Raw genomic sequence first — 12882 nt, 5'->3', positions numbered from 1 at the left:
ATTAAGTTAAATTTCAGCCAATTTAAGTAAATATGCCTTCATATCATCAAGCTGTGTTGCTCTGAGGTCAGATTCTTCATCCCAATAAAGCCCTACACAGTTGGCCTGCATATCAATAGCATAAATCCCTTTTAATGCAATGGGAAAATCTTTAAATTTCTCATCACCGAGGACCACTTGAAGCTTTTGCTCTTCTACACGGGCGCGCATCAAAGCTAAGCGTGCATCTGGAATCAGTACACTATAATAAGCCACCATACTCGCACGAGACTCTGTTGCCATCGGGATTTTCGTCCACTCTGGTGCAGCCACTAAACGTGGGTGTAAGCCCATCTTGCGTGCTTTCTCTCGCATTAAACCTAATGCTTTTTCTCTAGGGCTTACGCGTAAGCCAAAAATTGAGCCCAATACAAAAACAATAATAACGAGCGCAACCCAAAGACCAGTGTGTTCCATAGTTCACCTTTTAATTCCTATATTAGAGTTGCATAAGCTGAATATAAAACGCAAGTTTAAAATTAAAATTACCGCCAATTACTGATTTTGAGGTCAGTTTAATTTCTTATTTTTCATTCATATTTTTTTCATAAAGCTCCATCCAGCTTCCCAATGACTGAATAGCGCTTTGCAGCGTTTGTCCTAATTCGGTAATTTGATATTCCACTCTAGGCGGTACTTCTGGGTAAATCTGCTTGGTTATAAGTTGGTGTTGCTCCAGCAGTTTTAAATGTTTCGACAACTCTTTTTGTGGGATTGGCGCTAAAGCCTTCTGTAATTGGCTAAATCGAACAGGATGCTGTGCTTCAATAAGATGATAGACAATTGGCAATACCCATTTTCCCGAAAATAATCCAACAAATCGCATAATCGAACAATTTTGCTCATATTGCAGTGTCGTCATTTTTTCTACCTTACATAAAGCTACATTTTATAGCCTTTGAGTTTAGTCCATTTCAAACCAAACAACGACTAAGTCACCAGTTGGTAAGTACTTACTTTGGCAAATAAATTTTCACAATATAAGGGTTTGTAGACATTTTAGTGAAAAACATGCGATTAAAGGATAAAACGGTTTTAATTACTGGCGCAACCAGTGGAATTGGTTTTGCAGCAGCACAACGCGCAATACAAGAAGGTGCTTTTGTTGTGTTTACTGGCCGAAATCCAGATCAAATTGTACTGACACAAGAACAATTCGGCAGCCAAAGTTTGGGCATCCAATGTGATCACTCAAGCTTAGCATCACAAGATCATTTCATTGAAAAAATGCAACAATTATCCATTAAATTCGATGTAATTTATATCAATGCAGGCAGTGTTAGCCATGAAGCATTTGGACAATGGACTGTTGAACAATTCGATGCGATTTTCGATACCAATGTAAAAGGTCCATTTTTTCTGATACAACGCTTACTTCCAATGATCAAGCCCCATGCTTCAGTGATTTTATGTGGTTCGACCAGTATTCATATCGCCTTAGAGAAAAGTAGCGTTTATGCCGCTTCAAAAATCGCCTTACGCTCTTTGGTCAAGACCTTATCTAGAGAACTTTTAGCCCAGAAAATACGATTTAACTTACTTTCACCAGGACCAACCTTAACCCCTGCCCTCAACAAAGTTGCGAGTACGCCTGCTGAAGTTGAACAGCTCAAAGCCAGTATTGAAAATCTTGTGCCAATTCAAAGGTTGGCAGATCCAGTCGAAATTGCCAATGCCTTTATTTATCTTGCTTCTGACGAAGCTAGATTTATTGTCGGTAGCGAACTTTTGGTCGATGGTGGCGTAGCAAATTTATAAGCATAAGCAAAGTTATAAAACTATAGTGTATGGCTTAATAAAAAAGCGCTAAATATCCAAATCTAAGCGCTTTTTTATATTGCTCTGAGCAGCTTAAAAATCGCCCTAATTTAAATACATTTCATGGCTATAAACAACTTCATGACCATTCCAATAAATATAGCCTTTTTCAATCAATTCTTTAAGCAATAAACGGATATCTGATTTTGGAAACATTTGCTCCAATAAATCACGCAACTCATAAATATCTTTAGGTTTATCGGTTTTTAAATTATTCAATTTATGAATAACTTCAATTTGCACTGGATCTATTTTGGCAAAGTTTTTAAACAAAACCTGATGTACTGCACTCACTGAGTCTTGCTGATCCATTTCCTGTAACACCTGATCTGAATCGATACGTAATTTTTCTAAAATTTGATCAATTTTTTCAAGTTTGATATTGGGTTGTGCTGCGGATTCCGTCTCAGTTGGATACGCTGAAACAGGCTTGTCGATATCGAGACTTGTCCATTGTTTCAAGACTTTTTTACGATAAGCCACCTGATCATCAAAGCGTTTGACAATTTTTAAATTAATTAACATGCCGACCAGATGCTGAGCTTTTTCTGGCACAACTTGTAAAATATTCACAATAGAATTCTTTAATTTTTCAATGGTATTCGGTTTGCCTGTCATCTCTCCCAAGGCATCGCAATACTTTTTAACCATTTGCAAATACGGCTTATTTTGAATGGTTTGTAGACTAGGTATCGAGTACTTGTTGCGTTGACGTTCCAACGTTGATTCGACTTGAATAAAACTACACGCTAGATCAGCACTACGCATCAGATCCAACAATAAGGAACAACTTGGCATCGCAGAAATGACCTCAATCTGCATCTCTGGCTCTAATAATGCCAATAATTGCCCCACCACAACTGCATATTCATATTCTTTTTCAGATGCATTCGGTACTTCTAAAATCACCACCTGACCACTGCTCACCCAGCCTGAAAATTCAGTTAAATCTTCCAGTGAGTACTGGAATTGCCCCGTACAATTGAAAAGATAGAGTGTTGGGTAATGTTCAATAATCTCCCGCAGCATTTTGGCTGTAGGCATATTATTTTCAAGATCGAGAAGAACAGCTTTATTCGGCATGGTCAAAAAGTTTGCAACTGAACAGTGGCAAGCATTACAACCAGCTTTCAACAAAAGGTCAAATAAAATTGGAAATTTAATCCTAAATTCCCAATTCCATCTGACTTAAATATATAAGCTTTAGATTTTAAAGATAAATATCATTGGATGGTTGCAATCACTTGATCAGCCTGACACGTGCTCCCGACTTCTTTCAGCAATTCAATTTGACCACTTTGATGTGCCAAAACTTGAACTTCCATTTTCATGGCTTCCATAATTGCCACAACTTGCCCTGCACTCACTTGCTCACCAGTTTGGACTTTCCAAGCAATGATTGCACCGTTTATAGGCGCTTGTAAGTGCTCAGGTTGAAGTGCTAACTCTGTGCTTTGCGCTGGTTGTTGCTCCACCTGAACTGCACCTTGAGCAAACATCCCTGCAGGTAAGCCTAGACGATGTAATTTCCCATCAATTTCGATATAGCTTAAAACCATCGCTTGTTGATGCTGAGGAATTGCACGTCGAGTTGATTTTAAGTCTTGTTTAAAGTCATTTTCAATCCAACGCGTATGTACTTTAAATTCGTCGGTAAAATCAGGCTCATTCAGCACGGCACGATGAAAATCTAAAACTGAAGCCACACCCTCAATTTTAAACTGCTTTAAAGCACGTTTTGCGCGGCGTATTGCGATTTCACGCGTTTCCCCCGTCACAATCAGCTTTGCCATTAAAGAATCGAAATGGCTGGAAACCAGAGAGCCTGTGCGCACGCCGGTATCTACACGCACACCATGACCAAAAGGTGCTTCAAATAAACTTAGTGTACCAAATGCTGGAATAAAACCACGGCTAGGGTCTTCTGCATTGATACGAAACTCAATGGCATGGCCTTGTGCTTTAGGGGTTTCTTTGATCGATAACTCTTCGCCCAAAGCCACCTGAATTTGCTCAACCACCAAATCAACTCGCGCTGTTTCTTCAGTCACAGGATGCTCAACTTGCAACCGTGTATTGACTTCTAAAAATGATAAAGTCCCGTTTTGACTTAATAAATACTCGACTGTCCCTGCTCCAACATACTGAGCAGCCTGACAAATATTTTTTGCTGAAGTTAAAATCTCTTGGTAAATCTCATCACTGATAAATGGTGCTGGAGATTCCTCAACTAATTTTTGATTACGACGCTGTAAAGAACAATCGCGCGTACCTAAGACCACCACATTCCCGTGTAGATCTGCAATCACTTGCGCTTCCACATGACGAGGATTGTCTAAGTACTGCTCAACAAAGCATTCGCCACGGCCAAAGGCCGCTTTTGCTTCACGGACAGCAGAGTCATAGAGTTCTTTCACTTCTTCAAGCTTCCAAACCACTTTTAAACCACGACCACCACCGCCAAATGCCGCCTTAATTGCAATAGGCAAGCCATATTGTTTTGCAAAGGCTAAAGCCTCATCTGCATTATTCAATGGGTCTTGTGTGCCTTGTACCAAAGGAGCACCCACTGAAGCAGCGATTTTACGTGCTTCAATTTTATCACCTAACTTGGTAATTGCTTCAGGAGATGGGCCTACCCACTTCAAGCCTGCATCAATCACAGCTTGTGCAAATTCAGCCCGTTCCGATAAAAAACCATAACCAGGATGCACCATGGTGGCTTTTGATTTTTTAGCAATATCAATAATGGCATCAATATTTAAATAGGTTTCTTTTGCGGTTGCGCCAACCAAACCCCATGCTTCATCTGCAAGTTCGACATGTAAACTGCCGATATCATCATCTGCATACATTGCCACAGAAGCAATGCCCATATCACGACAAGCATGGATAATACGCACAGCAATTTCACCACGATTGGCAATCAATAATTTTTCATTTACATATTTTTGCTGGTTCATCTTAGTTCTCGATATCTACAAATTCGGCGATTTTTCTAAATTTGATATGGCAATCCGCAGGTATTTGTGCCACCAAATCCCAATGATGCTTGGCAACCGAAGCAATCACAGGATAACCACCAGTTAAGGGGTGATCATTCATAAATAATACAGGTTGACCATTGGGTGGAATCTGCAAAGCACCAATACATGTGCCTTCGCTTTCCAATTCATGGTGAATCTTACGTGTTAAGGGCGCTTTCCCAGATAAACGTAATCCCACTCGATTACTTTCATTGGTGACTAACCATGCTTGATTGCACAGTTTTTCAATACTGCTTTGCTCAAACCAATCCGTTCGAGGTCCCATCACAATATCAAGTTCAATCGTATCGCCAAGGGATGGGAGATTGGATTTTGGCACTTCGTTGATGCTGATATTGGATGGGACGACTTGACCTTGGTAAATGACATCACCCGTTTTTAAAGGGGCTGGACCAAGAATGGCTAAACTGTCAAAAGAACAGCTATTTAAAACGGGTTGAATATCCAAACCACCACGAACCGCAAGGTAATTGCGTAACCCTGCACTCGGCGTTTGAATTTGAAATTCATCTCCCTCATCCAGTGCAATCGCCTGATAGCTATCAAAATCTGCTTTTTGACCATCTGCAAATTTCACATGGATATTGGAAATTGCACCTGCCACGCTAATGACAGCTGAATTTTGCATGACTGCTTTTAAACCGCCATTTAGCACCTCAATCACAGGCGTATCCGTTGGATTCCCCACGATTCGATTGGCACAATGCATCGAAGCGACATCCATCGCCCCTGCTGTACCCACACCGATATTGCTGTGCTGAAAACGGCCTTCATCTTGAATCGAAACTTGCAAGCCAGATGCCGTGATTTTGAATAGGGGGTGTTTTAAATTTAAATCTTGTCGTGGCGTGATTTTCTTGGGCACATCCACAGATACAGGATGATGGGTTATATCCTCAAAATGCACCCGCATTCCTGGTCGTAAAAACGCAGGATTTTGACGCTCCAAATCCCACATTTTTTCTGACGTTGTTCCAATCAATTGCCAGCCACCTGGACTATCTTTTGGGTAGATACCCGAGTATTGCCCAGCAAGTCCAAGTGAGCCTGATGGAATTTTTTTACGCGGTGTTTTTAGACGAGGAACGTCTGTAAAGGGCAGATCAAGGCTACTCATATAAGCAAAACCTGGAGCAAAGCCAATAAAGGCAACGTCCCAAGTACTTTGATGATGTTTTAATATCAGATCGGCTATAGAAAGGCCTTGCAGTTCCGCCACTTGTGCTAAATCTTCGCCATCGTAACGAATCGGAATAATCACTTCCTGCGTATTGCGATCAAAACCTGAATCAAGGTTTAAAGTACTAATCAAAACACTCAAGGTTTTAAAGTCAGTCTTGATTTCGTTAAAACAAATTAAAATTGTTTTTGCAGCAGGAATTAAATCTTTGATTCCATTCAAGTGTAAATTTTGCAATTTACTGTATAACGCCAAAGTTTCTTCTAAACTAGAAAGTTCAATCAAGAAACTGTCGGAATTTACCGATAAAAATCGCATTTACTGATCCTTTCTTATCTTAACGCAGCCACGCACGATCAGGTATGTCTGTAATCAACATATGTCCTGGTGCATGGCTAATGGCAAATGGGATTTTCGAGTTCATGATTGCCGCTTGAGGCGTTACACCACATGCCCAAAATACTGGAATTTCACCCTGTTCAATACGTGAGGCATCACCAAAATCTGGCTGATTGATGTCACGTATGCCCAAACTTTCAGGATGACCAATATGTACGGGAGCACCATGAACACTCGGCATACGCGCCGTAATTTTTACAGCCTCAGCTATTTGATGGGCAGGAATTGGGCGCATAGAAACCACCATATTTCCTGAAATACGTCCAGCAGAAAGGCATTCGATATTACTCAAATACATCGGTACATTGGTCTTGTCATGGATATGACGCACTTCAATCCCCGCTTCTTGCAAAGCTGTTTCAAAGGAGAAACTACAGCCAATTAAAAAGGTCACTAAATCAGGATGCGCGTTATAAAGCTCACTCGCATCAGTGAGCTCATCAACCATTTCACCGTCTTTCCAAACACGATATCGTGGAAAGTCAGTGCGAATGTCTGAGTCAGCAGCCAATCGAGAGTGGTATACGCCTTCTTCCAAAACATCTAATACAGGACAGCTTTGCGGATTACGCTGTGCGTACAACAAGAAATCATATGCCCAGTCTTTGGGTACAGAAATCATATTCACTTGCGTCATCCCAGCAGCCATTCCTGCAGTGGGTTGATCAAAACCCGCACGAATTTGTTGTCGCGCATCCAATGCCGCTTTGAGTTGAACTGGATCGACTTTAATCTCTTTAAACATGTGTTTTGTCCTTATTGTTTTATGCACAAAATGAACGAACTTGAATGTCGTTTTTTAACAGCTCAGCTTTAATCGCTGCTGACATTTCTAGTGCACCTGCGGTATCACCATGCAAACAAATCGTATCGGCTTGAATCGGGGTAAAGACACCATCAATTGACTCAACCCCGCCATTTTTTAACATCGCAACCACACGTTTTGCCACAAACTCTGCATCATGCAAAACAGCACCCTCTAAACGGCGTGAAACCAGTGAGCCATCACGGTTATAAGCACGATCAGCAAAGGCTTCTGAAACCACTTTTAGACCTGCCTGACGTGCTTGTGCAACCAAATTTGACCCAGCCAAAGCAACCAGTACCAATGATGGGTTATACATTTTAATGGCTTCAATCACGGCTTCGGCTTGTACAGCATCTTTGGCAATGGTGTTATACAACGCCCCATGCGGCTTGACATATTGCACTTTGGAGCCAGCAACTTTTGCCAAACCGTCAAGTGCCGAAATTTGATAGAGCACATCTGCAATCAGCTCGTCTTGAGACAGATCCATATTACGGCGACCAAAACCAACCAAATCTGGGTAGGAAACATGCGCACCAATCGTGACATCTAACTTCACCGCTTGTTGAAGCGTTTTCAATATTCCCAACGGGTCACCTGCATGAAAGCCACAGGCAATATTGGCGCTACTGACCACAGGTAAAATTTCCTCATCATTACCCATTTTCCATGAGCCAAAACTTTCACCCAAGTCACTATTTAAATCGACATACATTGTGATCATTCCTTTTCAATTGAGTGTGAAGTTGATTAGAGCTTGGTGAGGTAATTAAATACCGTCGTGAATGACATATAACCCATCCACCATGTGAGTAAGCAGGTTAATACACCCAAAACCAGCAACCATTTTGGATAATTATAATTACCCATCATGTCTTTACGACATGCCGCAACGTAGACAAAAATCGTTAAACCAATTGGTAATACCAAACCATTAAAACCACCCACAAAGATCAGTAAGCCCGCAGGTGTTGCACCTAGAATCACGTAAAGCAACAGGGCTAAAGAAATAAAGCTAATGGTGAGGTAGTTGGTATGTTTAGTGGTTAAGTTCTGTTTAAATGCGGACATAAATGAAACAGAGGTATAGGCTGCACCAATTGTGCTACTGATTCCCGCTGCCCAAAAAATCAAACCAAACAGTTTAAAACCAAATGTACCCGCAGCATATTGGAATGCTTGCGCAGCTGGGTTGGCATCGTGACTTGCTAAATCAATATTTGCACCACTGACCACAACCCCTAAGAATGCCAAGAACAATACATAACGCATGATCCCGACCACCACAATACCTTTGGTTGCGGCTCTGGCCACTTCATCAATATTTTCTGGTCCTACAGCACCTTTGTCCAATAAACGGTGCGCGCCTGCGTAGCAGATATAACCGCCCACTGTACCGCCAACAATGGTTGTAATGATGGCGAAATCAATTTGATCAGGTGCAAAAGTTTGTTGAACAGCTTGCCCCACAGGTGGCATGACAATAAATGCAACGATCACGATCAAAACGATTTTGAGTAACCCCAAAATAATCATGCTCTTGTCCATCGCCAGTGTGGCTTTTCTGGAAGCAAAAATCAGAATTGCCAAAGCACCACTCAGCACGCCGCCGACCTTGGTATCCAACCCAAAGAGTGCATTTAAGCCCAGTGCAGCACCCGCAATGTTACCGATACTAAAGAAAAATCCACCTAAAATGACCAGAAATGCGAGTAAGTAACCGCTCCCCGGTAAGGCTTTATTGGCAATATCAGAAGCGCGCATTTGCGTTAAGGTAACCACACGCCAAATGTTTTGCTGAACAACATAATCAATAATGATCGAAACTAGGATTGCAAAACCAAATGCAGCACCTAATTTCACTGTAAATACAGCGGTTTGAGTTAGAAAACCTGGCCCCATCGCAGACGTTGCCATCATAAAGATAGATGCAACAATTGCCCATTGACGGTCAGACAAAAAAGAAGATTTCAATAAAGACATGTAGGCGTTCCTCATCCATTTGAGCTTAATCAACGCTATTTCAAGTGAAACAAAGAACATCTATTTTTCTAAAATACGAGATTCTTTAATCCTTTAAACTTTTAAGATTTTCTGGTTATGCTGAACCAAATCTGTATTTCAAATAAAAGCATAGGCGAAGGTCAGTCACAATAAGACTTTATCCAAAATTCATTAAACATAAGATATTGAATTTATATATTTTTATTATTTTTAAAATCATTTAATAATGAATATTTATCACTTTCTATAAGTTCTCATTATCAATATTTCATATTTTTGCAATTTTTAAATCAAAACCAAAGCTGCATAAAATGCCGTTTTATTGTTCATTATCTAATTTTATTATTCAGCTTTTTCATGGCATTTTCCGAAGTTAAAACCGCTAAATCCGTCAACTTTTCTTTTAATGCGGTGTTATTGCCTTGTGTATAGATTGCGGTAAAGTGGAATGTCTTTAATTGGATTGGCGTATCCAAAATTTCCAATCGCCCATCTAAAATTTCTTTGATTGCCGTTAGTTTAGGTACCACTGCAATCCCTAAACCTTGTTCAGCTAAACGTAATAATGTGACCAATGAATAACTTGTGATGGATAGCGGTTCATCGATCTTCTGTTCTTTCATTTTGGCTTTGAGCTCTTTATAAGGATAGGTAATTCTTGGATAGGTTAAAATGGTATGCGACATCAATGTCCGCAATGACATCTGCCCGATTCCACCTTTAAATGAAGGTGATGCCAGAAAACTTAATTCAAAATCACACAATGAACGTTCTATACATTCAAAAGGCAAAGTTGGCCCCAGTAAAAACGCCATATCCAAATCACCGATGCGTACACCTTCTTGTAAATCTGGAGTTAAATTCACCACGATTTCGATGGAAACTTTGGGAAACTCTTGCTGGACTTGCTCCATATACTCCACTAGCCAAGTATGGACAATCGTTTCGGAAACCCCCAAACGAATCGTTCCTGTTAAATACTGACTTTCTGTGAGTTCAGCCACCAAGTCTGTTTCCAGTCGCATAAACTTTTCAGCATATTTAAATAAGGTCGTGCCCTTATGCGTGGCTTTGATTTGACGAGAACTGCGATCAAGCACTTTAAAACCGAGATCATTTTCAATCGCAGTAATTTTTTGAGAAATTGCAGGCTGTGTCGTTTGAAGCTTTGTTGCGGCTTTATTAAAACTGTTTAAAGTCACCACCCAATAAAATGCTTCGAGGTTTTTTAAGTTCATAATCCATTTTAACCCACAAATTTAGCGCTTGCGTTATGCAAATCCTTTGCCAATATCACTGCTATGTGTGAATTTACACCTGATTCAGCACACCTCAGCCACTCATATTTCACATCCGTTGCATCAATAATGTGGAGGACGATTGGTCATTGGGTCAAATGCTGCAATACCTTCTGACAAATCAGCAGATTCTATACGTTGGTAAATTAACTGCATTTGTTTTTTTAAATCAGCGATTTCCAAGCTTTGTTGCGCCACTTGATCATTTAATTGTTCGACTAAATCATCTAAAAATGCAATTCGGACTTGCAAATCTTCTATGGGTGCGGAAAATGACGCCTGATCATCAATATTTTTATGTTTAGTCATTTTTAGTCCTCAGTGTGGGATGTTTAGGAAACCGTATGGCCTATATTACTATAAGGGATGTCCAACTTGCGTTTGGTGGACCTGCCCTGCTCGATGGCGCAAACTTCAATTTAGAACGAGGCGAACGAGTCTGTCTGATTGGTCGTAACGGTGAAGGTAAGTCTACTTTACTCAAACTGATTGAGGGAAGTTTATTGCCTGATCAAGGTGAAATTGCATTACAAAATGGTATTACGATTTCTATGCTTGCTCAGGATGTACCGATGGATTCGGGCAAAGTTGCAGATATTGTTGCCGAAGGTGCAGGAGAAGCCGCGCTTGTCCTAAAAGAATACCACGAAGCCAGCGATGCTTGTGTATTAGGTGATATGGAAGCTTGTGATCGTATGGGCAACCTACAACATAAGCTGGATTTGCTCGATGGTTGGGCCTTAGAAACCAAAGTAAATTCTATCTTGAGCAAAATGGGCTTAGATCCTGAAGCGGATTTAGCTGATTTATCAGGCGGGCGTAAACGCCGTGTACTTTTAGCACGTGCATTGTTGACGCAACCTGACGTTTTATTACTTGACGAACCAACCAACCATTTGGACGTAGAAAGTATTGAATGGTTAGAGAAATTCTTACTCGATCAAAACAATCTCACCCTATTATTTATTTCCCATGACCGTGCTTTTGTTGACAGTATTGCGACACGTATTGTGGAGTTAGATCGTGGTGTTTTACGTAGTTATGAAGGTAACTACTCACGCTACCTCGACCTAAAAGCACAGCAAATGGAAGCTGAAGAAAAGCAGAATGCACTGTTTGATAAACGCTTGGCTGAAGAGGAAACTTGGATTCGTCAAGGGATCAAAGCACGTCGTACCCGTAACGAAGGTCGTGTACGTGCATTAAAAGATTTACGTGAACAATCTAAAGCACGTCGCTCACAACAAGGTAAAGTGAGCATGGCGACTCAAGAGGCAAATCGTTCAGGTAAATTGGTCTTTGATATTGAACACTTAAGTGTGGCTTTTGGTGATAATGCACCAATTATTAAAGATTTCTCTGCGTTAGTACTGCGTGGCGACCGTATTGGTTTAGTCGGTGATAATGGTGTAGGTAAAACCACCTTGATTAAAGCCATTTTAGGTGAACTTGAACATGGCGGTTCGGTAAAAACAGGTACACAGCTTGAAGTGGCTTATTTTGACCAATTACGTAATGCGCTAGATCTTGAAAAATCAGTAATGGCCAATGTGTCTGAAGGCTCAGACTTTGTCGATGTTAATGGTGGTCGCCGTCATATCTACAGCTATTTACAAGACTTTTTATTCTCGCCTGAACGCGCGCGTACTCCAGTAAAAGCACTTTCAGGTGGTGAGCGTAACCGTATCCTTTTGGCGAAGTTATTGCTTAAACCGTCTAACCTTATTGTGATGGATGAGCCAACCAATGACTTAGACATGGTGACTTTAGAATTACTCGAAGAGATGTTGAGTGATTATAAAGGGACTTTATTATTGATCTCACATGACCGTGCATTTATGGACAATGTTGTGACATCAACTTGGGTATTTGATGGTAAAGGCAATATCGATGAATACATTGGTGGCTATCAAGACTATCTAGAACAACGCCCAGATCAACGTGTTGTCGATCAGAAAAGTGATGTAAAAAAAGCCATTGCGAAAGCGGAAGCTGCTGCGACGCCTGCTGAACCAGCCGTTAAAAAAGTGAAGTTGAGTTATAAAGATCAACGCGCTTTAGAACAATTACCCGCAGAAATTGAAGCTTTGGAAAAAGAACAAGCTGAACTGACTGCAAAACTTGCAGATGGTTCTTGGTTTGTGACTGATGCAGATGCAGCCACCAAAGCGTCGCAACGACTTGGTGAGATTGATGAACTGCTGCTTGAAAAAATGGAGCGTTGGGATGCATTAGAAGAAATGACCAAAGGTTAATTCTTCTAAAATCTTTAAATAAAAACTCCGCAAA

The 12882-nt window shown here is 40.7% G+C and carries 11 protein-coding genes and 1 pseudogene; 2 read left to right on the top strand and 10 right to left on the bottom strand.

What is annotated here, in order from left to right:
* Positions 1-6: 6 nt before the first annotated feature.
* Complete coding sequence (locus tag AC07WY_RS19090; protein ID WP_004718027.1) at positions 7-456, bottom strand: ammonium transporter; 450 nt, start codon at positions 454-456, stop codon at positions 7-9.
* A 106-nt stretch (positions 457-562) separates the two neighbouring features.
* Positions 563-901, bottom strand: a complete 339-nt coding sequence (locus tag AC07WY_RS19085; protein WP_034611662.1) for a winged helix-turn-helix transcriptional regulator — start codon at positions 899-901, stop codon at positions 563-565.
* Positions 902-1050: 149 nt separating this feature from the next.
* On the opposite strand from AC07WY_RS19085, the gene AC07WY_RS19080 reads away from it, so the two are divergent.
* A complete protein-coding gene (locus AC07WY_RS19080) occupies positions 1051-1797 on the top strand; it encodes an SDR family oxidoreductase (protein ID WP_262084969.1) in 747 nt (248 codons plus the stop codon).
* Positions 1798-1902: 105 nt separating this feature from the next.
* Here the strand turns inward: AC07WY_RS19080 and AC07WY_RS19075 are convergent, their stop codons facing one another.
* From AC07WY_RS19075 to AC07WY_RS19040, 8 genes and pseudogenes are all read right to left on the bottom strand, one after another.
* Positions 1903-2940: a coiled-coil domain-containing protein gene (locus AC07WY_RS19075; RefSeq protein WP_419335555.1), complete on the bottom strand. Its 1038-nt coding sequence runs from the start codon at positions 2938-2940 to the stop codon at positions 1903-1905.
* A gap of 140 nt (positions 2941-3080) precedes the next feature.
* On the bottom strand, positions 3081-4820 hold the full coding sequence (locus tag AC07WY_RS19070; RefSeq protein WP_034611657.1) for an acetyl/propionyl/methylcrotonyl-CoA carboxylase subunit alpha: 1740 nt from the start codon (positions 4818-4820) through the stop codon (positions 3081-3083).
* Position 4821: 1 nt separating this feature from the next.
* Entirely contained in the window at positions 4822-6402 is a 1581-nt protein-coding gene (locus AC07WY_RS19065; RefSeq protein ID WP_419335554.1) for a 5-oxoprolinase subunit B/C family protein, read from the bottom strand.
* Between the two features lie 19 nt (positions 6403-6421).
* Positions 6422-7228 (bottom strand): putative hydro-lyase, encoded by an 807-nt coding sequence (locus AC07WY_RS19060; protein ID WP_105713966.1) that lies wholly within the window; start codon positions 7226-7228, stop codon positions 6422-6424.
* A 19-nt stretch (positions 7229-7247) separates the two neighbouring features.
* Positions 7248-8006: a LamB/YcsF family protein gene (locus AC07WY_RS19055; protein WP_419335552.1), complete on the bottom strand. Its 759-nt coding sequence runs from the start codon at positions 8004-8006 to the stop codon at positions 7248-7250.
* A 35-nt stretch (positions 8007-8041) separates the two neighbouring features.
* Positions 8042-9293 (bottom strand): annotated as a pseudogene (locus AC07WY_RS19050) (NRAMP family divalent metal transporter).
* A 331-nt stretch (positions 9294-9624) separates the two neighbouring features.
* The gene (gene mumR, locus AC07WY_RS19045; RefSeq protein WP_419335550.1) at positions 9625-10533 is read right to left on the bottom strand and encodes a LysR family transcriptional regulator MumR; all 909 of its coding nucleotides are present in this window, start codon (positions 10531-10533) and stop codon (positions 9625-9627) included.
* Between the two features lie 123 nt (positions 10534-10656).
* Positions 10657-10902 (bottom strand): SlyX family protein, encoded by a 246-nt coding sequence (locus tag AC07WY_RS19040; RefSeq protein WP_004718047.1) that lies wholly within the window; start codon positions 10900-10902, stop codon positions 10657-10659.
* A gap of 35 nt (positions 10903-10937) precedes the next feature.
* Here AC07WY_RS19040 and AC07WY_RS19035 point away from each other — a divergent pair, with 35 nt between their 5' ends.
* Positions 10938-12848, top strand: a complete 1911-nt coding sequence (locus tag AC07WY_RS19035; RefSeq protein WP_056516899.1) for an ATP-binding cassette domain-containing protein — start codon at positions 10938-10940, stop codon at positions 12846-12848.
* Positions 12849-12882 lie beyond the last annotated feature (34 nt).

This window comes from Acinetobacter sp. GW821-FHT01C12, from assembly GCF_059422625.1.
This window is presented reverse-complemented; position numbering and strand designations above follow the sequence as displayed.